The sequence below is a fragment of the Pseudomonas sp. D(2018) genome, assembly GCF_005502555.1.
GTDB lineage: Bacteria > Pseudomonadota > Gammaproteobacteria > Pseudomonadales > Pseudomonadaceae > Metapseudomonas > Metapseudomonas resinovorans.
The window spans coordinates 82,811-106,063 of record NZ_SCOK01000018.1; the positions used below are offsets into that span (position 1 = coordinate 82,811).

The window sequence follows — 23,253 nt, forward strand, 5'->3', positions numbered from 1 at the left end:
ATTGACTTACATTTGTTATAACATAACATTAACCACCGATTTCAAGAGCCCATCCGATGAACGTCATCCCCCTCCCGGATATCGCCGCCCAAGCCACTAGCCAAAACCTGGCCCTGGACTGGGTCGGCATGTGCGGTATTGCCCAGCCATTGCTGGTAGACAGCCAGCGCGTCGTCGCGCACGCCGATGCCGGCGTCAGCCTGGATGACGCCAGTGCCCGGGGTATCCATATGTCGCGGCTTTACCTGGCGCTGGAAGAACTGGAGCAGTTGGAACTGTCCACCTACCTCCTGCGCCGGGTGCTGGCGCGCTTCCTGGATAGCCATCAGGGACTGTCCAATAGCGCCAGCCTGAGGCTGTACGGCGAGATGCTGCTGAAGCGACCAGCGCTGATCAGCGCCCTTTCTGGATGGCGGGCATATCCCTTTGAAATCCTTGCGCGCCAGGATCGACGGGGGTTCCACGTGGAACTTCAGCTGGAGCTGATCTATTCCTCCACGTGCCCATGCTCCGCCGCCCTGGCTCGTCAGTTGATCCAGCAACGCTTCACCGAGGATTTCACCGACCAACCACTCGACCGGGAGCGCGTGCTGGCCTGGCTGGGCAGCACCCAGGGCATAGTCGCCACCCCGCACAGCCAGCGCAGCAACGCCAGGCTGTGGGTGCGTCTGGGAACGTTCCAATCCATTCCGATTCGTCGTCTGGCGGATCTGGCCGAACAGGCCTTGGGCACCGCCGTCCAGACAGCCGTCAAGCGCGCGGATGAGCAAGCCTTTGCCCTGGCCAATGGCCAGAATCTGATGTTCTGCGAGGATGCCGCTAGACGCCTGGGCAGGTCCCTGCGCGAACAGGATTGGCTGGAGGGCTTCAGGCTACGGGTTGTGCATTCGGAGAGCCTCCACGCCCACGACGCCGTAGCCGAGTATGCCTGGCGCTATGAGACGTAGAGGTCGGCCCTGCTCCACGGCAGTTCAAGGGCTCCATCCGCACGGGGCTTTGTGGCGAGAATCTGGTGCAGGTTGATCCAGCCCTTCTGGAAGGCATGAGAACATCCCGCCAGATACAGCCGCCAAATGCGTAGCGCCTGCTCAGGCACCAGCTGGGAGGCCTTCGCCAGGTTGGCTTCCAGATTGCTGCTCCAGAACTCCAGGGTCCGCGCGTAGTGCAGTCGCAAGCTCTCCACATCTGCCACTTCGAAGCCGACCAGACTCAGCTCAGTAACCATAGTCGCCAGATGCGGCAACTCGCCATGGGGGAAGACGTAACGGTCGATAAAGTCGCCAGCACCCCGTCCGACCGGACGACCATCCGGATGCCGCGCGGTAATGCCATGGTTCATAACCAGCCCACCTGCGCGCACCGCACCATACAGCCGCTGGCAGTAGACCGGCAGATTGGCATGGCCGACGTGTTCGAACATGCCGACGCTGACCACCTTGTCGAAGCGACCGTCCTGCGGCAAGTCACGATAATCCAGCAGTTCCAGATCGATCTGATCCTCTAGCCCTTCGGCCTTGACCCGTTCCCGCCCCAGAGCCAGTTGCTCTTGGCTCAGGGTGATGCCGAACACCCGGACGCCGTACTCACGGGCAGCGAAGCGCGCCAGCCCGCCCCAGCCACAACCCACGTCCAGCAGGTACTCGCCGGGCTTCAGACGAAGCTTGCGGCAGAGGTGGTGCAACTTGGCCTGCTGGGCGCTGGCCAGATCTTCGGTACCGGTGGGGTAGTAAGCGCAGGAATAGACCATCTCGGGGTCCAGCCAGAGCGCATAGAAGTCATTGGACAGATCGTAGTGATAGGAGACAGCCGCAGCGTCAGTGGCCTTGTCGTGGGATTGGCGCTCGGGCACCGCCTCCTCTTCGTCACCGATCAGCGCTTCGCTCAGGGCATCGCCAACCCGAATCACCTCCAGAATCGGCCCGGTGAGTTCCACGCGCCCTTCGACGTAGGCAGCGCCCAGCGTGTCGAGGCTCGGCCGGTTGAGCAACGAGACCAGACTGGGATCTTTCACCGTCATGGTCACCGTGGGATTCGGGCCGAGGTCGATTTCCTTGCCATCCCAGAGCTGCACGCGTAACGGCAGCTTCAGATCGCGCAGGAGCGGTGGAAGTTGCGCAAGCATGGGGACTCCTCCTTCACCAAGGACACTGGAAAGGTAGACCACCCTGAACGGTTGTCAGGCTATCGAGTTGATAGCCTCCATCAAGTTGGACAACAAAAAAAGCCCGGCGAACCGGGCTTCTCCAGTTCGAAGTGCCTGAACTATTCGACAGTCACGGACTTCGCGAGGTTTCGCGGTTGGTCCACGTCAGTGCCCTTGAGCACAGCGACATAGTAGGACAGCAGCTGCAGCGGGATGGTGTAGAGGATCGGTGCCAGGGAGTCATCAATGTGCGGCATGGCCACCACATGAGTGCCCACGCCGTTGTCGATACCGGCTTCGCGGTCAGCGAACACGATCAGCTCACCGCCACGGGCACGCACTTCCTGCAGGTTGGATTTGAGCTTTTCCACCAGTTCGTTGTTCGGTGCGACGGTGACCACCGGCATGTCGCTGTCCACCAGGGCCAGCGGACCGTGCTTGAGTTCACCGGCCGGGTAGGCCTCGGCATGGATGTAGGAGATTTCCTTGAGCTTCAGCGATCCTTCCATCGCCACCGGGTACTGAGCACCGCGACCGAGGAACAGCGTGTGGTGCTTCTCGGCAAACAGCTCCGCGACCTTCTCCACGGTCTTGTCCATGGCCAGGGCTTCGCCCAGACGGGTCGGCAGACGACGCAGTTCTTCCACCAGATGGGCTTCTACGCCGGCATCCAGCGTGCCGCGCACCTGGCCGAGGGACAGCGTCAGCAGCATCAGACCGACCAGCTGGGTGGTGAAGGCCTTGGTGGAGGCCACGCCGATTTCCGGGCCGGCCTGGGTCAGCAGGGTCAGGTCGGATTCGCGCACCAGGGAGCTGGTGCCGACGTTGCAGATGGCCAGGCTGGTCAGGTAGCCCAGCTCCTTGGCATTGCGCAGGGCGGCCAGGGTATCGGCGGTTTCGCCGGACTGGGAAATGGTCACGAACAGGGTGTCCGGCTGCACCACGACCTTGCGGTAGCGGAACTCGCTCGCCACTTCGATCTGGCAAGGGATACCGGCCAAGTCTTCCAGCCAGTAACGGGCGACCATGCCGGCGTGGTAGCTGGTACCGCAGGCGACGATCTGCACGTTGCGGACCTTGGCGAAGAGCTCAGCGGCACGCGGACCAAAGGCGTTGACCAGCACATGGTCGGTGCCCAGCCGGCCTTCCAGGGTGCGTTGCACGACCTTGGGCTGCTCGTGGATTTCCTTGAGCATGAAGTGGCGATACTCGCCCTTGTCGGCAGCTTCGGCGCCTTCGTGGTACTGCACCTGCTCACGCTGAACCGCGTAACCCTGCTGGTCCCAGATCTGCACGCTATCGCGGCGGATCTCGGCGATGTCGCCTTCTTCCAGATAGATGAAGCGGTCGGTGACCTGGCGCAGCGCCAGTTGGTCGGAGGCGAGGAAGTTCTCGCCCAGGCCCAGGCCGATCACCAGGGGGCTGCCGCTGCGGGCTGCGAGCAGGCGGTCGGGCTGGCTGGCACTGATCACAGCCAGACCGTAGGCGCCATGCAGCTCGGCCACTGCGGACTTGAGTGCGTCGGCAAGGTCGGTGTCGGTCTTCAGTTTGTGGTGTAGGAGGTGCACGATGACTTCGGTATCGGTATCCGAGGTAAAGACGTAGCCAAGCCCCTTGAGCTGCTCACGGAGTGCTTCGTAGTTCTCGATGATGCCGTTGTGCACGACGGCCAGCTGGTCACCAGAGAAATGCGGGTGGGCGTTGTGCTCGCTGGGGGCGCCGTGGGTCGCCCAACGGGTGTGGGCGATGCCCAGTCGACCGGCCAGGGGTTGCTCGGCCAGGGCCTGATCCAACCCGGCAACTTTGCCGACGCGGCGACGACGGTCCAGATCGCCGTCGTTGGTGAAGACGGCTACCCCGGCACTGTCATAACCACGGTATTCGAGGCGCTTCAGGCCCTCGACCAGGATTGCGGTGATATTGCGCTCGGCGATGGCGCCAACGATGCCACACATGGCTGTTCTCCTATCTCAATCAATACGCGCGCAGATCAGCTTGACCCCGCGCGCAGCTATCTGTTCGCGCGCTTCGGCAGCAAGGCGCTCATCGGTAATCAGGGTATGGATGCTGCTCCAGGGCAGCTCCAGGTTGGGGATGCGCCGGCCGACCTTGTCGGATTCGGCGAGGACGATCACCTCTCGGGCCACTTCGGCCATGACCCGCGAAAGCCCCAGCAGTTCATTGAATGTGGTCGTGCCGCGTTGCAAATCGAGGCCGTCAGCGCCGATGAAGAGCTGGTCAAAATCGTACGAACGCAGAACCTGTTCGGCCACCTGGCCCTGGAAGGACTCGGAATGCGGGTCCCAGGTGCCACCGGTCATCAGGAGCACGGGCTCATGCTCCAGCTCGCGCAAGGCGTTGGCGACGCTGAGGGAATTGGTCATCACCACCAGGCCAGGCTTGCGGCCGAGCTCGGGGATCATCGCCGCGGTGGTGCTGCCGCTGTCGATGATGATGCGCGCGTGTTCGCGGATGCAGCCGACCGCAGCGCGGGCGATCGCCAGCTTGTAGGACGATACCGGCTGGCTGCCTTCCCCGATCAGTTCCTGGGGCATCGGCACGGCACCGCCGTAACGGCGCAGCAGCAGGCCGTTCTTCTCCAGGGCGGTAAGGTCTTTACGGATGGTCACTTCGGACGTGGCGAAGGCCTTTGCCAGCGCGTCGACACTCACCTCACCCTGCTCTTCGAGCAGAGCAAGGATAGCGTGGCGGCGTTGGGGCGTATTGCGCTTCGACATCGGCAAAAGTTTCGTTTCGAAAGATAATGGCGCGAATCAAAACCTAACGAAGCTTCTTCGTCAACCCCGAAAACGACAAAAGGCGGCCTGGGCCGCCTTTTGTCTGGATCAAACGTTATCCACAGGCTGCTTATCCACAGGCCTACTTCTTGATCTTCACCGGACGCTTCCAGCCTTCAATGTTGCGCTGCTTGGCACGGCCGACGGCCAGGGTATTGGCGGGTACGTCCTGCGTGATGATCGAGCCGGCACCGGTGGTCGCACCGTCGCCCAGGGTGACCGGGGCCACCAAGGCGCTGTTGGAACCGATGAAGACGTCTTCACCCATCACGGTGCGGAACTTGTTGGCGCCATCGTAGTTGCAGGTGATGGTGCCGGCGCCAATGTTGGTACGTGCACCGATCTCGGCATCGCCCAAATAGGCCAGGTGGCCGGCCTTGGCGCCCTCTCCCATCACGGCGTTCTTCAGCTCGACGAAGTTACCCACATGGGCATTGGCGCCCAGCACGGTTCCAGGACGCAGGCGCGCGAACGGACCACAATCAGCACCCGCGCCCAACTCGGCACCTTCCAGGTGGCTGTTGGCCTTGACCACAGCACCACGACGCAGGGTGGAGTCCTTGATCACGCAGTTGGGGCCGATCTGTACGCCGTCCTCGATCACGACCTTGCCTTCGAGGATCACGTTCACATCAATCAGTACATCGCGGCCCACGGTCGCCTCGCCGCGAAGGTCAAAGCGGGCCGGATCCAGCAGGGTCACCCCCTGGGCCATCAAGCGGCGAGCGGCACGTTTCTGGTAGTGGCGTTCGAGTTCTGCGAGTTGGATGCGATCGTTGGCCCCCTGTACTTCCATGGCGTCATGGGGGTGCTCGGTGGCCACCACCAGGCCATCGGCCACAGCCATCGCAATGACGTCGGTAAGGTAGTACTCGCCCTGGGCGTTGTCGTTGGACAGGCGTCCGAGCCAATCAGTCAGGCGCTTCCCGGGAACGGCGAGGATGCCGGTATTACCTTCACGGATGGTGCGCTGCTCAGCGGTGGCGTCCTTGTGCTCGACGATGGCCTTCACCACGCCGCCGGCGTCACGAACGATACGGCCGTAGCCAGTGGGGTCTTCCAGCTCAACAGTAAGCAGGGCGAGCTGATCTTCCCTCACCTTATCCAGCAGACGCTGCAGGGTTTCCACTTCGATCAACGGCACGTCGCCGTAAAGGATCAGCACGCGCTCGGCGGACAACTGCGGCAGGGCCTGGGCGACAGCGTGGCCGGTACCCAGCTGCTCAGCCTGGAGGACGAAGTTCAGGTCCTCTGCGGCCAGCCGCTCACGTACGGTTTCAGCACCGTGGCCGATCACCACATGGATGCTCTTGGGCTCGAGCTTGCGGGCGGTATCGATGACGTGGCCGAGCATGGCCTTGCCGGCCACCGGATGCAGGACCTTGGGCAGGGCCGAACGCATGCGCGTGCCCTGGCCAGCGGCGAGGATGACGATATCGAGGGACATGGGAAAAATCACCGAATCAGGCTGGTAAGCGAAAACCGGAATGCCGGAAAAGAAAAAGGGCAGCCAAGGCTACCCTTTTACTTATCCACAATGAAGCCTTGGGCCTTAGCCGCCGAACTTCTTGCGGATCTGCTGGACGGTACGCAGCTGCGCCGCGGCCTCGGCCAGACGAGCGGAGGCGGCAGAGTAATCGAACTCCGCGCCCTTCTCGTGGAGGGCCTTCTCAGCAGCCTTGAGGGACTCCTGAGCAGCAGCTTCGTCCAGGTCGCCGGCGCGCAGCACGGTGTCGGCCAGGACCTTCACCATGTTGGGCTGGACCTCGAGGAAACCACCAGAGATGTAGTACACCTCCTCCTCACCACCCTGCTTGACCAGGCGGATCGGACCCGGCTTGAGGTCGGTGATCAGCGGGGCGTGACCCGGAGCGATACCCAGATCGCCCAGGTTGCCGTGCGCAATCACCATCTCCACCAGACCGGAGAATATCTCCGCTTCGGCGCTGACGATATCGCAATGGACAGTAATAGCCATACGCTTGCCTCACGTAAGCGCCCGTTGCCGGGCGCTCAGGGGGTTACAGTTTCTTCGCTTTCTCGATGGCTTCTTCGATGCCGCCGACCATGTAGAACGCCTGCTCGGGCAGGTGGTCGTAGTCACCGTTGAGGATGCCTTTGAAGCCAGCGATGGTGTCCTTCAGCGACACGTACTTGCCCGGGGAACCGGTGAAGACTTCGGCCACGAAGAACGGCTGGGACAGGAAGCGCTGGATCTTACGAGCACGGTTAACGAGCTGCTTGTCCGCTTCGGACAGTTCGTCCATACCCAGGATCGCGATGATGTCCTTCAGTTCCTTGTAACGCTGCAGAACGTACTGGACACCACGAGCGGTCTCGTAGTGGTCCTGACCGATCACCAGCGGGTCCAGCTGGCGGGAGGTCGAGTCCAGCGGATCAACGGCCGGGTAGATACCCAGGGACGCGATGTCACGGGACAGTACGACGGTGGCGTCCAGGTGGGCGAAGGTGGTCGCCGGGGACGGGTCGGTCAGGTCGTCCGCAGGAACGTATACGGCCTGGATGGAGGTGATCGAACCGGTCTTGGTGGAGGTGATGCGCTCTTGCAGAACGCCCATTTCCTCGGCCAGGGTCGGCTGGTAACCCACAGCGGACGGCATACGACCCAGCAGCGCGGACACTTCGGTACCGGCCAGGGTGTAGCGGTAGATGTTGTCGACGAACAGCAGAACGTCGCGGCCTTCGTCACGGAACTTCTCGGCCATGGTCAGCCCGGTCAGTGCAACGCGCAGACGGTTGCCCGGCGGCTCGTTCATCTGGCCGTATACCAGGGCCACTTTGTCCAGAACGTTGGAATCCTTCATCTCGTGGTAGAAGTCGTTACCCTCACGAGTACGCTCACCCACGCCGGCGAACACAGAGTAACCGCTGTGCTCGATCGCGATGTTACGGATCAGTTCCATCATGTTTACGGTCTTGCCTACACCGGCGCCACCGAACAGGCCGACCTTACCGCCTTTGGCGAAGGGGCAGACCAGGTCGATTACCTTGATGCCGGTTTCCAGCAGCTCGTTGCCACCCGCCTGCTCGGCGTAGGACGGAGCGTCGCGGTGGATAACCCAACGCTCTTCTTCGCCGATGGGGCCTGCTTCGTCGATCGGGTTGCCCAGCACGTCCATGATGCGGCCCAGGGTCGCTTTACCGACCGGGACGGAAATGGCCTTGCCAGTGTTGGAGACGTCCAGGCCACGCTTGAGGCCTTCGGTCGAACCCATTGCGATGGAACGAACCACGCCGTCGCCCAGCTGCTGCTGAACTTCGAGGGTGGTTTCGACGCCGCTGACTTTCAGCGCGTCGTATACGTTCGGCACCTGATCACGCGGGAATTCCACGTCGATAACGGCGCCGATGATTTGAACGATACGTCCGCTACTCATATCTGGTTCCTCTAAATATATGAACCGGTCTTAAACCGCGGCAGCGCCGCCGACGATTTCCGAAATCTCTTGAGTGATCGCTGCCTGACGCGCCTTGTTGTAGATCAGCTGGAGGCTGCTGATCAGGTCACCGGCGTTGTCGGTGGCGTTCTTCATCGCGATCATCCGTGCCGCCTGCTCGCAGGCGTTGTTCTCTACCACGGCCTGATACACCTGGGATTCCACGTAGCGCACCAGCAGACCTTCGAGGATCTCCTTGGCGTCGGGTTCGTAGAGGTAATCCCAGTGATGCTTCAACTCTTGATCCGGGTCGGCCACCAGCGGAACCAGTTGGTCCACGGTCGGCTTCTGCGTCATGGTGTTGACGAACTTGTTGGAGACCACGAACAGGCGATCGATACGGCCATCCAGGTATGCATCGAGCATAACCTTGACGCTGCCGATCAGGTCGTTGATCGAGGGTTCCTCGCCGAGGTGGCTGATGGCTGCAACGACGTTACCGCCGTAGTTGCGGAAGAAGGCCGCACCCTTGCCACCAATCACGCAGAGGTCGATCTCCACGCCGTCCTGACGGTAACCCGCCATGTCTTTGACCAGAGTCTTGAACAAGTTGATGTTCAAGCCGCCGCACAAACCACGGTCGCTGCTCACCACCACGTAACCGACGCGCTTGACCTCACGCTCGATCATGAAGGGATGGCGGTATTCCGGGTTCGCGTTGGCCAAATGACCGATCACCTGGCGGATGCGCTCCGCGTAGGGGCGGCTGGCAGCCATGCGCAGTTGAGCCCTGCGCATCTTGCTGACCGCCACCTTTTCCATGGCGCTGGTGATCTTCTGCGTGCTTTTGATGCTCGCAATCTTGCTGCGAATCTCTTTTGCGCCTGCCATGTAACACCTATCGGGTTAGCAGGCGGGGGGCCTTACGACCCCCCGCTGCGGCTTACCAGGTTTGGGTGGCCTTGAACTTCTCGATACCAGCCTTGATGCCGGCGTCGATCTCGTCGTTGAAGTCACCCTTCTCGTTGATCTTCGCCATCAGTGCGGCGTGATCACGGTTGAAGTAGGCGATCAAGGCTTGTTCGAAGGCGCCGATCTTGGCGAGCTCGATGTCCTGCAGGAAGCCACGCTCAGCGGCGTACAGGCTCAGCGACATGTCGGCAATGGACATGGGCGCGTATTGCTTCTGCTTCATCAGCTCGGTAACGCGCTGACCATGCTCGAGCTGCTTGCGGGTAGCCTCGTCCAGGTCGGAAGCGAACTGCGCGAACGCAGCCAGCTCACGGTACTGGGCCAGGGCGGTACGGATACCACCGGACAGCTTCTTGATGATCTTGGTCTGGGCCGCGCCACCAACACGGGATACCGAGATACCGGCGTTGACGGCCGGACGGATACCCGAGTTGAACAGGGCGGATTCCAGGAAGATCTGACCGTCGGTGATGGAGATCACGTTGGTCGGAACGAACGCGGAAACGTCACCAGCCTGGGTTTCGATGATCGGCAGGGCGGTCAGGGAACCGGTCTTGCCTTTCACAGCGCCGTTGGTGAACTTCTCGACGTACTCTTCGGAAACGCGGGAAGCGCGCTCCAGCAGACGGCTGTGGAGATAGAACACGTCGCCCGGGTAGGCTTCGCGGCCCGGCGGGCGGCGCAGCAGCAGGGAGATCTGGCGGTAGGCTACGGCCTGCTTGGACAGGTCATCGTAAATGATCAGGGCGTCTTCGCCGCGGTCGCGGAAGAATTCACCCATGGTGCAGCCAGAGTACGGAGCGATGTACTGCAGAGCAGGGGATTCGGAAGCACTGGCGGCCACGATGATGGTGTTGGCCAGGGCGCCGTTTTCTTCCAGCTTGCGAACAACGTTGGCGATGGTCGATTGCTTCTGACCGATGGCTACGTATACGCAGCGGATGCCGCTGTCTTTCTGGTTGATGATGGCGTCGACAGCCAGGGCGGTCTTGCCGATCTGACGGTCGCCAATGATCAGCTCACGCTGGCCACGGCCGATCGGGATCATGGCATCAACGGCCTTGTAGCCGGTCTGTACCGGCTGGTCTACCGATTTACGCCAGATCACGCCCGGCGCTACTTTTTCCACCGCATCGGTGGCAGCAGCGTTGATCGGACCTTTGCCGTCGATCGGGTTGCCCAGGGCGTCAACGACGCGACCCAGCAGTTCCGGACCAACCGGGACTTCCAGGATGCGGCCGGTGCACTTGGCGCTCATACCTTCGGCCAGGCCGGTGTACTTGCCCAGGATTACGGCACCTACGGAGTCTTGCTCCAGGTTCAGCGCCATACCGTAAACGCCGCCCGGGAACTCGATCATCTCACCGTACATCACATCGGCCAGGCCGTGAATGCGCACGATGCCGTCGGAGACGGAAACGATGGTGCCCTCGTTGCGGGCTTGGGAAGAGACGTCGAGTTTCTCGATACGTCCCTTGATGATTTCACTAATTTCGGAAGGATTGAGTTGCTGCATTGCTCTGCTGCCCCTTCAAACTCAAGATTTCAACGCTTCGGCCAGTTTCGCGATTTTGCCGCGAACCGAGCCATCGATAACCAGGTCGCCGGCGCGGATGACTACACCACCTATGAGGCTGGAGTCTTCCACGGCGTGCAGACGCACTTCCCGGCTGAGCCGTGCGCTGAGAACCTTGGCGAGTTTGTCTTGCTGTTCATCGCTCAATGCGAAGGCACTGGTGACTTCCACGTCTACCGATTTCTCTTGTTCGGCCTTGTAGAGCTCGAACTGTTCGGCGATTTCCGGCAGCAGCACGAGGCGGCCATTCTCGGAAACAACGTGGATGAAGTTCTGTGCCTGGGCGTCGAACTTGTCGCCAACCACCTCTATGAAGGTGTTGGCTTTCTCTGCGCTCGTCAGTCGCGGGGCTTTGAGCACACGCTGCATGGTGTCGTCCTGCGACACCGCAGCGGCCAGGCCTAGCATGGCCGACCAAGAGGCCAGCTGCTGATGGGCCTGGGCGTACTCGAAAGCAGCCTTGGCGTAAGGTCGGGCCAGCGTGGTCAGTTCTGCCATGATCGCCCTCGCTTAAATTTCGGCTGCCAGTTTGTTAACCAGCTCCGCGTGCGCGTTTTGATCGATAGTGGCACCCAGGATCTTCTCGGCACCATTAACGGCCAGGCTACCCAGTTGGGCGCGCAGCGCGTCTTTGACGCTGTTCAGTTCCTGTTCGATCTCAGCCTGAGCTTGCGCCTTCAGGCGCTCACCTTCAGCACGTGCCTGATCGCGAGATTCGTCGACGATCTGGGTAGCGCGCTTTTTGGCTTGCTCAATGATTTCAGCTGCCTGAGCCTTGGCTTCGCGCAGTTGCTGACCCACTTTTTCATGGGCCAGCTCCAGGTCACGAGCCGCACGGTTGGCAGCGTCCAGGCCATCAGCGATCTTCTTCTGACGTTCACGCAGAGCAGTGATGACCGGAGGCCACACGAACTTCATGCAGAACAGTACGAAGATGAAGAACGCAACGGACTGGCCGATCAGGGTTGCATTAATATTCACGCCAACACCTCGCTCGTTCGTTGTCAGTCGAATCCTCGAAAATCGAGGATTACTGGGCTACCTGAGCAATGAACGGGTTAGCGAAGGTGAAGAACAGAGCGATACCAACGCCGATCATGGTTACGGCGTCAAGCAGACCGGCCACGATGAACATTTTAACTTGCAGCATCGGAACCATTTCCGGCTGACGAGCAGCGCCTTCCAGGAACTTGCCACCCAGCAGACCGAAGCCAATGGCGGTACCCAGGGCACCCAGACCAATCAGCAGAGCTACGGCGATCGCGGTCAGACCTACTACAGTTTCCATTTTTCCTCCCGACTTTATGTCGTGTTGGTTAAGGTTTAAGTGAAGCGGTAAAGCGAAATCGTTTTGTTCCCACTGCCCTTGCGGGCTTCCCGCGCCGTGGCGCGAGACCATCAGAACCACAGGTGCACTTGATTTCTTCCCAGCGGGAGAGCGACCAGGTGCACCAAGAGATTCTTAATGGTTGTCCTCATGCGCCATCGACAGATAGACGATGGTCAGCATCATGAAGATGAAGGCCTGCAGGGTGATGATCAGGATGTGGAACACAGCCCACGCCCACTGCAGGGCAATGCCCAGGCCGCTCAGCAGCAGAATGCCGGCGCCGAACATCACGGCGATCAGGATGAACACCAGCTCGCCGGCGTACATGTTGCCGAACAGACGCAGTGCCAGGGAGATCGGCTTGGCGATCAGGGTGACGAACTCGAGCAGGAAGTTGACCGGAATCAGCAGGATCTGAACGAAGATGTTCTTGCTGCTGAAGGGGTGCAGGGTCAGTTCGCCGAGAAAGCCGCCGATGCCTTTGACCTTGATGCTGTAGAAGATGATCAGGCCGAACACCGAGAAGGCCATGCCAAGGGTGGCATTCGGGTCGGTGGTCGGAACGGCACGGAACGGAATGTGCGAATCACCGGAGATGAGGACGGCCAGCATCGGGATCCAGTCCACCGGGATCAGGTCGATGGCGTTCATCAGGAAGATCCAGACGAAGATGGTCAGCGCCAGCGGGGCGATCAGCGGATTACGACCGTGGAAGGTGTCCTTCACGTTGGTGTCGACGAAGTCGATCATGACTTCCACCAGGTTCTGCAGACCGCCAGGGATGCCGGAGGTGGCTTTCTTGGCCGCCAGGCGGAACAGGAGCACGAAGATCAGGCCCAGTCCGATGGACCAGCCCAGGGTGTCGACGTGGAAGGCCCAGAAGCCCATTTCCTTGGCTTGCTCGGCGCTGTGGGCGAAGCCCCAATCGCCATTGGGCAGACGACCGAAGGTCAGGTTCTGCAGGTGGTGCTGGATATAGCCCGAAGCGGTTTGCTCTGCCATGTTTGCCTCAAACGCCCTAAGGTTTCGAAAATCTTGTTCTCATCAGCAGGGGCGCGAACCAGCTGACGGACTGAGTCAGCAGGAAAGCGCCGAAAACTGCCGGCGCATCCAGGGGTTTCACACCTGCAAACGTCAGTGCAAACAGCACTGCCGTCAAAATCAACTTGCCCATCTCGCCCGCATAGAAAGAGCGGACTATCGCCTGGGCTGCACGGGCTCCGCTGTAACGGAACGCCTTGCGGGCGAAATACAGGTTCGGCAACCAGGCGATCAAGCCGCCGCACAAGCCAGAATATCCAGCCACCGTACCCCGCCACTGCCAGAGAACGACAGCGGCGAGCAGCAGTACGACCAGTTGAACCAGCAGTACCGGGAAAACCGGTAGACGATGGAAGGGCAAGCGGTTTGGCGTGCGGATTTCCATCGCAGCAGTTCCTCTGGTGTCGGCCGCTGGAATCAACGACTTGGCATACTTTGTGCCGACAAAATTGCGCGCAGAGTATAGGGGGGGAACCCCCCCTGTTCAACTGCCGGGTAGTGAAATCCGACCGTCGCTACAGCGCCAAATGTTTCAGCGAATGTGGGCCAGGACGCCCTGTAGTTCGTCGAGGGAGTTGTAACGGATGACCAGTTGACCTTTGCCTTTCTGGCCGTGCTTGATCTGCACCGGAGCGCCCAGCCGCTCAGCCAGGCGCTGTTCAAGCCGGCTGATATCCGGATCGGCCTTGACCGGTTCGACAGCTTTTTCAGTAGCGTTCAGCCACTGCCGTACCAGTGCTTCGGTTTGGCGCACGGTCAGACCTCGTGCGACAACATGTCGCGCCCCTTCCACCTGACGTTCCAGGGGTAGACCGAGCAGCGCCCGGGCGTGTCCCATTTCCAGATCGCCGTGGGAGAGCAGGGTCTTGATCTCTTCAGGCAAGCCGATCAGGCGCAGGAGGTTGGTAATGGTGACGCGGGACTTGCCGACCGCTTCAGCCACTTGCTGCTGGGTGAGTTGGAATTCCTGCTGCAGGCGCTGCAGCGCGATGGCTTCCTCGATGGGATTGAGGTCCTCACGCTGGATGTTCTCGATCAGCGCCATGGCGATGGCGGCTTCGTCGGGCACTTCTCGGACCATGGCCGGGATCTTGTCCAGCCCGGCTTGCTGGCTGGCGCGCCAGCGGCGCTCACCGGCGATGATCTCGAAGCGGCCCGCACCGATGGGGCGCACCACGATGGGCTGCATGACGCCCTGAACCCTGATCGACTGGGCCAGTTCTTCCAGGGCCGTTGGGTCCATGTCGCGGCGGGGTTGGTACTTACCGCGTTGGATCAGGTCCAGGGGCAGGTGCTGAAGCTCGCGGGTATCGACCTTTACGGCTTCTTCTTCAAGCGTGGTGACTGTACTGCCGCCCAGCAGGGCGTCCAAGCCACGGCCCAGACCTCGTTTTTTCGCGGCCATGCGGATTCCTTATGCGGTAGCGGTTTTGGCTTTGGCGCGCTGGCGTCGGACCAGTTCGCCAGCCAGCGCCAGATAGGCGATGGCGCCACGGGATTGCTTGTCGTAGACCAGGGCCGGCATGCCAAAGCTAGGGGCTTCGGCCAGCCTTACGTTACGAGGAATGACAGCGTCGTAGAGCTTGTCGCCGAAGTGTTCCTTGAGCTGCGCCGAAACGTCGTTGGTCAGGCTGATGCGCGGGTCGTACATGGTGCGCAACAGGCCTTCGATCTTCAGGTTCGGGTTCAGCAACTGGCCGATGCGCTGGATGCTGTTCATCAGGTCCGACAAGCCTTCGAGTGCGTAGTACTCGCACTGCATGGGGATGATCACGCCGTCGGAAGCGACTAGCGCGTTGATCGTGAGCATCGACAGCGAAGGTGGGCAGTCGATGAGGATGTAATCGTAATTCTCGCGAATCGGCGCGAGGGCTTCGCGCAGGCGATGTTCCTTGCTGGGCATGTCCAGCAGTGCCACTTCCGCAGCTGTGAGATCGCGGTTGGCCGGCAGTAGCTGGTAGCCGCCGTGCTCGGAGTACTGCATGGCCGTAGCCAGGTCGCACTCACCGGTCAGCACGTCATAGACGGAATGCTCAAGGGCAAGCTTGTCGATGCCGCTGCCCATGGTGGCGTTGCCCTGGGGATCGAGGTCGATCAGCAGCACGCGTCGCTTGGTAGCGACCAGCGACGCGGCGAGGTTGACACAGGTGGTGGTCTTGCCGACCCCGCCTTTCTGATTGGCGATTGCGAATACCTTGGCCATGGCTGCCTTCCCCCTCATAGCGTGCGGCGCAGTATCAGCAGATGGCGCTGACCTTGGCAACCGGGAACCTCCAGCTGATGCGCGGACTCGACGCGGAAGTCCGCGGGCAGTGCCTGCAGCTCGTCATCCGGGTGCAAGCCTTTCATGGCCAGCCAGCGTGTTTCACCATCTCCGAGATGGCGCGTCCAGTTACTGAAATCCTCCAGCGAACTGAAGGCGCGCGACACGATGCCATTGAACGGCCGCTCGGGAGTGAAGGCTTCGACCCGGTTGTGGACAACTTCGAGGTTGGTGAGTTTCAGCTCCAGCTTCACCTGAGTGAGGAAACGAGTCTTCTTGCCATTGGAGTCGAGCAGTGTGAAGCGCCGCTCCGGAAACAGGATGGCCAACGGTATGCCCGGCATACCACCGCCGCTACCGACGTCCAGCCAGTTATCCCCAAGCTCGGCGACACGAGACACAACGCTCAGGCTATCGAGGAGGTGGCGCGAGACCATTTCATCCGGATCACGCACCGCAGTCAGGTTGTAGGCCTTGTTCCACTTGATCAGCAAGGCCAGGTAGGCGAGGAGTTTTTCCTGCTTTTCCGGAGTGAGTTCGACAGCGAGTTGCTGTGCGCCAGTGGCCAGTTCGTCGGCATGGCGCTGGGAAACCAGGGACATCAGGCGCTCTGCTCCAGCTTGCGGCCGGCACCGCGTTTCTTCAGGTGGATCAGCAACAGGGAAATCGCCGCTGGGGTCACGCCGGGGATACGACCGGCCTGGCCGAGAGTCTCCGGACGGGAGTTGCCGAGCTTGTGCTGGATCTCCTTGGAGAGACCCGAGATGGTGGCGTAGTCCAGGTCGTCGGGTAGTCGAATATCTTCGCTGGCCCTAAGGCGCGCGATCTCGTCCTGCTGCCGATCGATGTAACCGGCGTACTTGGTCTTGATTTCTACCTGCTCGGCTACTTGCGAATCCTCGGCGCCGCCTCCGGTGATTTCCACCAGTCCGGCGTAATCGATTTCCGGACGACTCAGCAGGTTGAGCAGGTTGTATTCATGGGTAAGCGGGGTCCCGAAGCGGTGGGCGATTGCATCACCCTCGGGAGTACCCGGACGGACCCATGTGCTCTTCAGCCGTTGCTCTTCAAGCGCGATGCCCTCGCGCTTGGCTTCGAAAGCTGCCCAGCGGTTGTCGTCCACGAGGCCGAGCTCGCGGCCTTTTTCGGTGAGACGCAGGTCGGCGTTATCCTCGCGCAGGATCAACCGGTATTCGGCGCGCGACGTGAACATGCGGTAGGGCTCCAGGGTGCCCAAGGTAATCAGGTCGTCTACCAGTACGCCGATGTAGGCTTCGTCGCGACGCGGACACCAGGTGTCCTTGCCTTGGGCGCGCAGGGCCGCGTTGGCGCCAGCGAGCAGGCCCTGGGCACCCGCTTCTTCGTAGCCAGTGGTGCCGTTGATCTGACCGGCGAAGAACAGGCCGGAGATGACTTTGGTTTCCAGGCTGTACTTCAGGTCGCGCGGATCGAAGTAGTCATATTCGATGGCATAGCCCGGACGCACGATATGGGCGTTTTCCATTCCGCGAATGGACCGGACGATGTCCAGCTGCACGTCGAATGGCAGCGAGGTGGAGATGCCGTTGGGATACAGCTCATTGGTGGTCAGACCTTCCGGCTCGAGGAACACCTGGTGACTGTCCTTGTCGGCGAAGCGGTGGATCTTGTCTTCGATGGACGGGCAGTAGCGCGGGCCGATGCCTTCGATCACGCCGGAATACATCGGCGAGCGATCGAGGTTACTGGCGATGATCTCGTGGGTCCGTGCGTTGGTATGGGTGATCCAGCAACTGACCTGGCGCGGGTGCTGTTCCTTCGAGCCGAGGAAGGACATGACCGGGATCGGGGTGTCGCCAGGTTGCTCGGTCATCACCGAGAAATCCACAGAGCGACCGTCGATGCGCGGCGGGGTGCCGGTTTTCAGTCGACCGACACGCAGCGGCAACTCTCGCAGGCGGCGGGCCAGCGCAATGGACGGCGGATCGCCTGCGCGGCCGCCGGAATAGTTCTGTAGGCCAATGTGGATAAGTCCGCCGAGGAAGGTGCCCGCGGTGAGCACTACGGACTCAGCGAGGAAGCGCAAACCCATCTGAGTCACCACGCCTCTGACCTGGTCCTTCTCGACGATCAGGTCGTCGCAGGCCTGCTGGAATATCCACAGGTTCGGCTGGTTCTCGAGTATCTCGCGAATAGCAGCCTTGTAGAGCACGCGGTCAGCCTGAGCACGCGTGGCACGAACGGCTGGTCCCTTGCGGCTGTTCAGCACACGGAACTGGATGCCCCCCAGGTCCGTGGCGGTAGCCATGGCGCCGCCGAGCGCATCGATCTCTTTGACAAGGTGGCTCTTGCCGATGCCACCGATGGCTGGGTTGCAGCTCATCTGGCCGAGGGTTTCCACATTGTGAGTCAGCAGCAGGGTCTTCACGCCCATGCGTGCGGCCGCCAAGGCGGCCTCAGTGCCGGCATGGCCGCCACCGATCACGATCACGTCAAAACGGGAAGGGAAATCCACCACGCACCTCGTGCCTGTTCAAGGCTGGGAAATAGAGAAAGCCGCACAGTATAGGGGAATTCACTCGCTCTCATGAAGCCGTCTGGCCAAAAAATAGCCAGTAGCTTTACCCGAGCTTATCCCTGGGGAGTTATCCAGATGGGGAAAAGTCTCTGTGGGTAAGAATAGAAAAGAGAGAAGAATTTCTTAAAAAGCCTGTTTTTATGTTTATACCTTAGGGAGAGGCTTTTCTGTTGATAAGTCAATCAGAGCCTTTAAGAGCGGCCGTCTCAGAGGATGATAACTCTGTGGCGATCCTGACCGTAGCCATTGAGTATGCCGTCAGAAAGCTGTGTATCTAAATGGTAGTTATGCACAGGAGATTTATCCCTTGGCTTTTCACCAGGGTTATGGACTGGGTTAAAGACTAGTTATCAACAGGGTTCCGGCAAACCATTTTCCAGGCGGAAAGGCAGGAACGAACCGCCCGTTTGGCAGGCAGTCGCGTTCTCTGTGGATAAGAAGGGAGGGGGCTTACTTGCCGATGCAGAAACTGGAGAAGATGCGGCCGAGCAGGTCGTCGGAGCTGAATGCGCCAGTGATTTCGCCCAGAGCCTGCTGGGCTTGCCGCAGGTCCTCGGCGAGAAGTTCGCCAGCGCCGGCGAGCGTGAGCTGGGAACGACCATGATCAAGGAAGGAACCCGCCTGGCGAAGGGCTTCCAGGTGACGACGACGGGCGCTGAAGCTGCTTTCGGCGGTCTGTTGATAACCCATGCAGGCCTTCAGGTGTTCGCGAAGCAGCTCAAGGCCGTCTCCGGAGCGAGCCGACAGGCTGAGGGTGACATGCCCATCGTCGCTGATTTCCAGCGCGCTTGTCTCGCCACTGAGGTCGGCTTTGTTTCGGATCAGGGTGACCTTTGCCGGGTCCGGCTTCTGGTCAAGGAACTCTGGCCATAGCGCGAAGGGATCCGCCGCTTCAGGCGCGGTAGCGTCTACCACCAGCAGTACCCGATCAGCTTCACCAATGGCTTTCAGGGCGCGCTCGACGCCAATCTTTTCCACATGGTCGTCGGTATCGCGCAAGCCGGCAGTATCTACAACGTGGAGGGGCATGCCATCGATGTGGATATGTTCCCGCAGCACGTCGCGGGTGGTGCCGGCAATGTCGGTTACGATGGCTGCTTCGCGCCCTGCCAGCGCATTCAACAGGCTGGATTTGCCTGCATTTGGGCGACCGGCGATCACTACGGTCATGCCATCGCGCAGCAGAGCGCCCTGGCCTGCCTCACGGATGACTGTGGATAAGTTTTCCCGCACGCCATCCAGCAAGCCCAGCACGTGGCCATCGGCGAGGAAATCTATTTCTTCCTCGGGGAAGTCGATGGCGGCCTCCACGTAGATGCGTAGCTCTATCAGCTTCTCGGTCAATCCATGCACGCGCTTGGAGAACTCGCCTTGCAGCGAGCGCAAGGCATTGCGCGCTGCCTGTTCGGAGCTGGCTTCGATGAGATCGGCGATGGCTTCCGCCTGGGCCAGGTCGAGTTTGTCATTGAGGAATGCACGCTCGCTGAACTCACCGGGACGTGCCTGGCGAGCCCCCAGTTCCATGCAACGGCGCAGCAGCAGGTCGAGCACAACGGGGCCGCCGTGGCCCTGGAGCTCAAAGACATCCTCCCCGGTGAAGGAGTTAGGGCCTGGGAAATAGAGCGCAATTCCTTGGTCCAGGGTTTGCCCGGAACCATCGAGGAAGGGTCCGTAGTGAGCGAAGCGGGGTTTGGGCGAGCGACCGCTGATGGCTTCGGCAATTCGCGCGGCGTGGGGCCCGGATACGCGGACGATGCCCACGCCCGCGCGGCCCTGGGCGGTGGCGACGGCGACGATGGTGTCACGGATAGGATTCATCTGTGGATACCTTGGGATCTACGAATGGCAGATAGCAAGACGCCCCCAGAGGGGGCGTCTTGTTCAAGCTGTCTGGCGTCGCTGTCAGGCTGCTGCCTTCTTGCTGGCCGCCTCGATCTGCCGGGTAATGTACCACTGCTGCGCGATCGACAGGACGTTGTTGACCACCCAGTACAGTACCAGGCCGGCCGGGAACCACAGGAAGAAGAAGGTGAAGATGATCGGCATCAGCTTCAGTACCTTGGCTTGCATCGGGTCCGGCGGCGTCGGGTTCAGTTGCTGCTGGATGAACATGGTGGCGCCCATGATGATCGGCAGGATGAAGAACGGGTCCTTGATCGACAGGTCGGTGATCCAGAACATCCACGGGGCCTGGCGCATTTCTACGCTTTCCAGCAGTACCCAGTAGAGGGCCAGGAAGACTGGCATCTGCACGAGAATCGGTAGGCAGCCGCCCAGCGGGTTGATCTTCTCCTTCTTGTACAGCTCCATCATCGCCTGGGACATCTTCTGGCGATCGTCACCGAACTGTTCTTTCAGGGCCTGGAGCTTCGGCGACACGGCTCGCATACGCGCCATGGACCGATAGCTGGCGGCAGAGAGCGGGAAGAACGCTGCTTTGATCAGGATGGTCAGGACGATGATCGACCAGCCCCAGTTACCCAACAGGCTGTGGATATGTTGCAACAGCCAGAAGATCGGCTGTGCGATGAACCACAGGAAGCCGTAGTCGACGGTGAGTTCCAGGCCCGGGGAGAGTTCCTTGAGGTGATCCTGGGTCTTCGGACCGGCGTAGAGAATCGCGGACGTTTCGGCCGAAGCGCCTGCTGGCACGTTCAGCGAGGGGCCTACGAAACCGACGATGTAATTTCCACGGGAGTCCTTGCGGGTCTGGATGGCGTTGTTCTGGTCCTTCGGTGCGACCCAGGCGGTCACGAAGTAGTGCTGCAACCAGGCGACCCAGCCTCCCTGCACGGTTTCCTTGAAGGGCTGCTTGTCCATGTCTTTCATGGAAAGCTTCTTGTACGGCTCGTCCGGAGTCCAGACAGCAGCACCCAGATAGGTGGACACACCAGTGGCTGTGGTTGCGGACGGGTCGGCACTGGCGTCACGTTTGAGCTGGGCATACATGCTGCCGGACCAGGGTTGGGCGCTCTGGTTGTCGACCTTGTAGGCCACCTGCAGTTCGTACTTGCCGCGATTCAGGGTGAAGCGCTTGGTGTAGTTCACACCGGCTTCGCTGAAAGTCAGGTCGACTACCAGTTGTTCCTGACCATCGGCCAGTTTGAAACTGCGCTGAGTGGCGCTGTACATGGGGCGGCCGTTGGCCCGGGCGTCCGGACCGTTGGCACCGACCAGGCCGCTTTGGGCCTGGTAGAGGCGCTCACCGCCATTGTCGAACAGCTGGAAAGGCACATCCGGATGATCCTGGCGGCGCGGGTACTTCGGCAGGGTCAGCTGGACGATGTCACCGCCATTCGGATCGATGGCCAGGCTCAGTACGTCGGTTTCAACACGGATCAGTTCGCTGCTGGGAGCGACGGTCTGGGGAGTTGCCGGCTCGCTGCGCTCAGCGCTGGCGGTCGGCACGTCGTCGCCGGACTTGGCGGTTGCGTTGTCGTCCGGCAGCGTCGATTGCGCGGAGCTTGCGCTGTTGCCTGCACTCGGCAAGGCGGCTTGGCCGTAGTCCTGGTTCCACTGCAGAACCATCAGGTAGGACACGATTGCCAGGGCGACGATCAGGATCGAGCGTTGAATATCCATGATTACTCGGCCATCGAAGGAGGTTGGGGAGTGTTGGCAGGTGGCACCGGGTCATAGCCGCCCGGATTCCACGGATGACAGCGGCCCAGGCGACGCAGGGTCAGCCAGCCGCCACGCAGGACGCCATGTTGTTCGATGGCCTCCTGCGCGTAGCAGGAACAACTGGGATAGAAACGACAGTGACTGGCCATCAGTGGACTGATGGCATAGCGATAGAACTGGATCGGAGCGAGGGCCAGTTTACGCATGGGGACTGTCGGACACCCCTGATCCGGGAGAAGGTTCAGGGCGAGTCCGGCTGCGCGCGAGGCGTTTCCAGAGTTTGCCGAACTGATGCTTCAGCTCAGGATTCTCCAGATCGCCAATGCCTTTGCGCGCCACGATTACGATGTCCCACCCGACCAGTAACTCAAGGTTATGGCGGAAGGATTCGCGAATCTGGCGTTTTAGGCGATTGCGCTCGACGGAAAGCTTGACGCTTTTCTTGCCAATCACCAGACCCAGGCGGGGGTGATCAAGGCCGTTGTCACGCGCGAGGAGCAGGACGTGTTTGCCGGGAACCTTTCCGGTGGGTGAGTCGAAGACTGCCTTGAACTGTCGGGGTATCAGCAGTCGCTTTTCCCGATCGAAGCCCTGACTCACCACCCGTTCCGGATAAATCAGACGGTCAGGCGCTTGCGGCCCTTGGCGCGACGACGCGACAGGACTTGACGGCCGTTCTTGGTGGCCATACGGGCACGGAAACCGTGGGTGCGAGCGCGCTTGATGGTGCTGGGTTGGAAAGTGCGTTTCATGATGCTTTTACCTGGTGGTCACTACGGGCCGGAAGTGGCCCCCGTTTAAAGAGACCGGCAATTCTAGTGAAACGGTGCGGGCAGGTCAATTTCCAACCAGCGCTGTCGAGTAAAAGAATATAGAAGAAAGGGAAATTTAAAAAAGCTTGGTTATGTTTTTTATAACTGTGCCCCCGCCTTGCCTGTGGAAAACCCGGCACAGGCCGCATGCAGCCTGTGTGTGAGTCGACTAACAACCTTGTCAGAAAGAGGTGGTCTGGCTGTGCGCGATCTGGGTAGAAGCTGGGGGTGAAAGGCGAGGTTACCCACAGGCGAGTTATGCAGGCACTTTTCCCCAGGAGAGAAGGCCGGGTTATGGCATGGTTATCCACAAGATTCATGCCAAGCACAGCGTGATTCTGCGCGGTGAATAACATATTGATTTTATTCACCCATTCGACATCTTTCGTGTGGATAACTCATCCCGTGGCGGCTACAATGACCGCTGTTTTGTTTGAGTCCGGCATCATTCCGACTTGGGGGACATCCGTGTCAGTGGAACTTTGGCAGCAGTGCGTGGAGCTCTTGCGCGATGAGCTGCCTGCCCAGCAATTCAACACCTGGATCCGCCCATTGCAGGTTGAAGCCGATGGAGACGAACTGCGCGTTTACGCGCCGAATCGGTTCGTGCTCGATTGGGTCAACGAGAAGTACATGGGGCGGCTCCTCGAGTTGCTCGGCGAACGGGGCAACGGCCTGGCGCCTGCTCTTTCCTTATTAATAGGCAGTAAGCGCAGCCCGGCACCGCGGAAGGCACCAC

At 60.6% G+C, this 23,253-nt stretch carries 24 protein-coding genes; 2 read left to right on the forward strand and 22 right to left on the reverse strand.

From position 1 onward, the window contains the following. The first annotated feature begins 56 nt into the window (after positions 1-56). Positions 57-947: a GTP cyclohydrolase FolE2 gene (gene folE2, locus FFS60_RS13940; RefSeq protein ID WP_137822302.1), complete on the forward strand. Its 891-nt coding sequence runs from the start codon at positions 57-59 to the stop codon at positions 945-947. On the opposite strand, the gene cfaB is transcribed toward folE2, so the two are convergent. From cfaB to rpmH, 22 genes are all read right to left on the reverse strand, one after another. Next, the gene (cfaB, locus tag FFS60_RS13945) at positions 935-2,122 is read right to left on the reverse strand and encodes a C17 cyclopropane fatty acid synthase CfaB (RefSeq protein ID WP_028626992.1); all 1,188 of its coding nucleotides are present in this window, start codon (positions 2,120-2,122) and stop codon (positions 935-937) included. The two genes, folE2 and cfaB, sit on opposite strands and share 13 nt — an antisense overlap. 140 nt (positions 2,123-2,262) lie before the next feature. Further along, entirely contained in the window at positions 2,263-4,098 is a 1,836-nt protein-coding gene (gene glmS / locus FFS60_RS13950; protein ID WP_137822303.1) for a glutamine--fructose-6-phosphate transaminase (isomerizing), read from the reverse strand. A gap of 15 nt (positions 4,099-4,113) precedes the next feature. Continuing rightward, on the reverse strand, positions 4,114-4,881 hold the full coding sequence (locus tag FFS60_RS13955; RefSeq protein WP_028626994.1) for a DeoR/GlpR family DNA-binding transcription regulator: 768 nt from the start codon (positions 4,879-4,881) through the stop codon (positions 4,114-4,116). A 142-nt stretch (positions 4,882-5,023) separates the two neighbouring features. Next, entirely contained in the window at positions 5,024-6,388 is a 1,365-nt protein-coding gene (glmU, locus tag FFS60_RS13960; protein ID WP_137822304.1) for a bifunctional UDP-N-acetylglucosamine diphosphorylase/glucosamine-1-phosphate N-acetyltransferase GlmU, read from the reverse strand. Between the two features lie 105 nt (positions 6,389-6,493). Continuing rightward, complete coding sequence (locus FFS60_RS13965) at positions 6,494-6,919, reverse strand: F0F1 ATP synthase subunit epsilon (RefSeq protein ID WP_028626996.1); 426 nt, start codon at positions 6,917-6,919, stop codon at positions 6,494-6,496. Between the two features lie 43 nt (positions 6,920-6,962). Continuing rightward, positions 6,963-8,339, reverse strand: a complete 1,377-nt coding sequence (atpD, locus tag FFS60_RS13970; RefSeq protein WP_028626997.1) for a F0F1 ATP synthase subunit beta — start codon at positions 8,337-8,339, stop codon at positions 6,963-6,965. A gap of 30 nt (positions 8,340-8,369) precedes the next feature. Further along, the gene (atpG, locus tag FFS60_RS13975) at positions 8,370-9,230 is read right to left on the reverse strand and encodes a F0F1 ATP synthase subunit gamma (RefSeq protein WP_137822305.1); all 861 of its coding nucleotides are present in this window, start codon (positions 9,228-9,230) and stop codon (positions 8,370-8,372) included. A gap of 52 nt (positions 9,231-9,282) precedes the next feature. Then, the gene (gene atpA, locus FFS60_RS13980; RefSeq protein ID WP_028626999.1) at positions 9,283-10,827 is read right to left on the reverse strand and encodes a F0F1 ATP synthase subunit alpha; all 1,545 of its coding nucleotides are present in this window, start codon (positions 10,825-10,827) and stop codon (positions 9,283-9,285) included. Positions 10,828-10,848: 21 nt separating this feature from the next. Continuing rightward, complete coding sequence (locus FFS60_RS13985) at positions 10,849-11,385, reverse strand: F0F1 ATP synthase subunit delta (RefSeq protein ID WP_028627000.1); 537 nt, start codon at positions 11,383-11,385, stop codon at positions 10,849-10,851. 12 nt (positions 11,386-11,397) lie between these two features. Beyond that, entirely contained in the window at positions 11,398-11,868 is a 471-nt protein-coding gene (locus FFS60_RS13990) for a F0F1 ATP synthase subunit B (protein ID WP_077527493.1), read from the reverse strand. Positions 11,869-11,917: 49 nt separating this feature from the next. Further along, positions 11,918-12,175 (reverse strand): F0F1 ATP synthase subunit C, encoded by a 258-nt coding sequence (gene atpE, locus FFS60_RS13995; protein ID WP_003457994.1) that lies wholly within the window; start codon positions 12,173-12,175, stop codon positions 11,918-11,920. Positions 12,176-12,349: 174 nt separating this feature from the next. Beyond that, entirely contained in the window at positions 12,350-13,219 is an 870-nt protein-coding gene (gene atpB, locus FFS60_RS14000) for a F0F1 ATP synthase subunit A (protein ID WP_028627002.1), read from the reverse strand. Between the two features lie 16 nt (positions 13,220-13,235). Then, positions 13,236-13,643 (reverse strand): F0F1 ATP synthase subunit I, encoded by a 408-nt coding sequence (locus FFS60_RS14005; RefSeq protein WP_137822306.1) that lies wholly within the window; start codon positions 13,641-13,643, stop codon positions 13,236-13,238. 147 nt (positions 13,644-13,790) lie between these two features. Then, positions 13,791-14,663, reverse strand: coding sequence for a ParB/RepB/Spo0J family partition protein (locus tag FFS60_RS14010; RefSeq protein WP_028627004.1), 873 nt, complete (start codon positions 14,661-14,663; stop codon positions 13,791-13,793). A 9-nt stretch (positions 14,664-14,672) separates the two neighbouring features. Beyond that, on the reverse strand, positions 14,673-15,461 hold the full coding sequence (locus FFS60_RS14015; RefSeq protein WP_028627005.1) for a ParA family protein: 789 nt from the start codon (positions 15,459-15,461) through the stop codon (positions 14,673-14,675). Between the two features lie 14 nt (positions 15,462-15,475). After that, entirely contained in the window at positions 15,476-16,123 is a 648-nt protein-coding gene (gene rsmG / locus FFS60_RS14020) for a 16S rRNA (guanine(527)-N(7))-methyltransferase RsmG (protein WP_137822307.1), read from the reverse strand. Further along, positions 16,123-18,015 (reverse strand): tRNA uridine-5-carboxymethylaminomethyl(34) synthesis enzyme MnmG, encoded by a 1,893-nt coding sequence (gene mnmG, locus FFS60_RS14025; RefSeq protein ID WP_137822308.1) that lies wholly within the window; start codon positions 18,013-18,015, stop codon positions 16,123-16,125. Before mnmG ends, rsmG begins: the two co-directional genes overlap by 1 nt. A gap of 513 nt (positions 18,016-18,528) precedes the next feature. After that, positions 18,529-19,896: a tRNA uridine-5-carboxymethylaminomethyl(34) synthesis GTPase MnmE gene (gene mnmE / locus FFS60_RS14030; RefSeq protein ID WP_137822309.1), complete on the reverse strand. Its 1,368-nt coding sequence runs from the start codon at positions 19,894-19,896 to the stop codon at positions 18,529-18,531. A gap of 84 nt (positions 19,897-19,980) precedes the next feature. Continuing rightward, entirely contained in the window at positions 19,981-21,660 is a 1,680-nt protein-coding gene (gene yidC / locus FFS60_RS14035) for a membrane protein insertase YidC (protein ID WP_028627009.1), read from the reverse strand. A gap of 2 nt (positions 21,661-21,662) precedes the next feature. After that, complete coding sequence (yidD, locus tag FFS60_RS14040; RefSeq protein WP_137822310.1) at positions 21,663-21,908, reverse strand: membrane protein insertion efficiency factor YidD; 246 nt, start codon at positions 21,906-21,908, stop codon at positions 21,663-21,665. Further along, a complete protein-coding gene (gene rnpA, locus FFS60_RS14045; protein WP_028627011.1) occupies positions 21,901-22,305 on the reverse strand; it encodes a ribonuclease P protein component in 405 nt (134 codons plus the stop codon). The genes yidD and rnpA overlap by 8 nt, the downstream gene beginning before the upstream one ends. Positions 22,306-22,319: 14 nt before the next feature. Then, positions 22,320-22,454: a 50S ribosomal protein L34 gene (gene rpmH / locus FFS60_RS14050; protein WP_003290924.1), complete on the reverse strand. Its 135-nt coding sequence runs from the start codon at positions 22,452-22,454 to the stop codon at positions 22,320-22,322. Between the two features lie 528 nt (positions 22,455-22,982). Between rpmH and FFS60_RS14055 the strand changes: the two genes are divergently transcribed. Beyond that, the coding region (locus FFS60_RS14055; RefSeq protein ID WP_305955951.1) for a DnaA N-terminal domain-containing protein at positions 22,983-23,253 on the forward strand (271 nt) is incomplete at its 3' end.

Excerpts from the sequence above, each read along its gene's own strand:
- mnmE (WP_137822309.1), bottom strand. The coding sequence starts at position 19,896 with ATGAATCCTATCCGTGACACCATCGTCGCCGTCGCCACCGCCCAGGGC.
- atpB (WP_028627002.1), bottom strand. The coding sequence starts at position 13,219 with ATGGCAGAGCAAACCGCTTCGGGCTATATCCAGCACCACCTGCAGAAC.
- rpmH (WP_003290924.1), bottom strand. The coding sequence starts at position 22,454 with ATGAAACGCACTTTCCAACCCAGCACCATCAAGCGCGCTCGCACCCAC.
- atpA (WP_028626999.1), bottom strand. The coding sequence starts at position 10,827 with ATGCAGCAACTCAATCCTTCCGAAATTAGTGAAATCATCAAGGGACGT.
- atpD (WP_028626997.1), bottom strand. The coding sequence starts at position 8,339 with ATGAGTAGCGGACGTATCGTTCAAATCATCGGCGCCGTTATCGACGTG.
- FFS60_RS14010 (WP_028627004.1), bottom strand. The coding sequence starts at position 14,663 with ATGGCCGCGAAAAAACGAGGTCTGGGCCGTGGCTTGGACGCCCTGCTG.
- atpG (WP_137822305.1), bottom strand. The coding sequence starts at position 9,230 with ATGGCAGGCGCAAAAGAGATTCGCAGCAAGATTGCGAGCATCAAAAGC.
- FFS60_RS13985 (WP_028627000.1), bottom strand. The coding sequence starts at position 11,385 with ATGGCAGAACTGACCACGCTGGCCCGACCTTACGCCAAGGCTGCTTTC.
- folE2 (WP_137822302.1), top strand. The coding sequence starts at position 57 with ATGAACGTCATCCCCCTCCCGGATATCGCCGCCCAAGCCACTAGCCAA.
- glmU (WP_137822304.1), bottom strand. The coding sequence starts at position 6,388 with ATGTCCCTCGATATCGTCATCCTCGCCGCTGGCCAGGGCACGCGCATG.
- FFS60_RS13965 (WP_028626996.1), bottom strand. The coding sequence starts at position 6,919 with ATGGCTATTACTGTCCATTGCGATATCGTCAGCGCCGAAGCGGAGATA.
- glmS (WP_137822303.1), bottom strand. The coding sequence starts at position 4,098 with ATGTGTGGCATCGTTGGCGCCATCGCCGAGCGCAATATCACCGCAATC.
- FFS60_RS14005 (WP_137822306.1), bottom strand. The coding sequence starts at position 13,643 with ATGGAAATCCGCACGCCAAACCGCTTGCCCTTCCATCGTCTACCGGTT.
- yidC (WP_028627009.1), bottom strand. The coding sequence starts at position 21,660 with ATGGATATTCAACGCTCGATCCTGATCGTCGCCCTGGCAATCGTGTCC.
- FFS60_RS13955 (WP_028626994.1), bottom strand. The coding sequence starts at position 4,881 with ATGTCGAAGCGCAATACGCCCCAACGCCGCCACGCTATCCTTGCTCTG.
- yidD (WP_137822310.1), bottom strand. The coding sequence starts at position 21,908 with ATGCGTAAACTGGCCCTCGCTCCGATCCAGTTCTATCGCTATGCCATC.
- FFS60_RS14015 (WP_028627005.1), bottom strand. The coding sequence starts at position 15,461 with ATGGCCAAGGTATTCGCAATCGCCAATCAGAAAGGCGGGGTCGGCAAG.
- rsmG (WP_137822307.1), bottom strand. The coding sequence starts at position 16,123 with ATGTCCCTGGTTTCCCAGCGCCATGCCGACGAACTGGCCACTGGCGCA.
- atpE (WP_003457994.1), bottom strand. The coding sequence starts at position 12,175 with ATGGAAACTGTAGTAGGTCTGACCGCGATCGCCGTAGCTCTGCTGATT.
- cfaB (WP_028626992.1), bottom strand. The coding sequence starts at position 2,122 with ATGCTTGCGCAACTTCCACCGCTCCTGCGCGATCTGAAGCTGCCGTTA.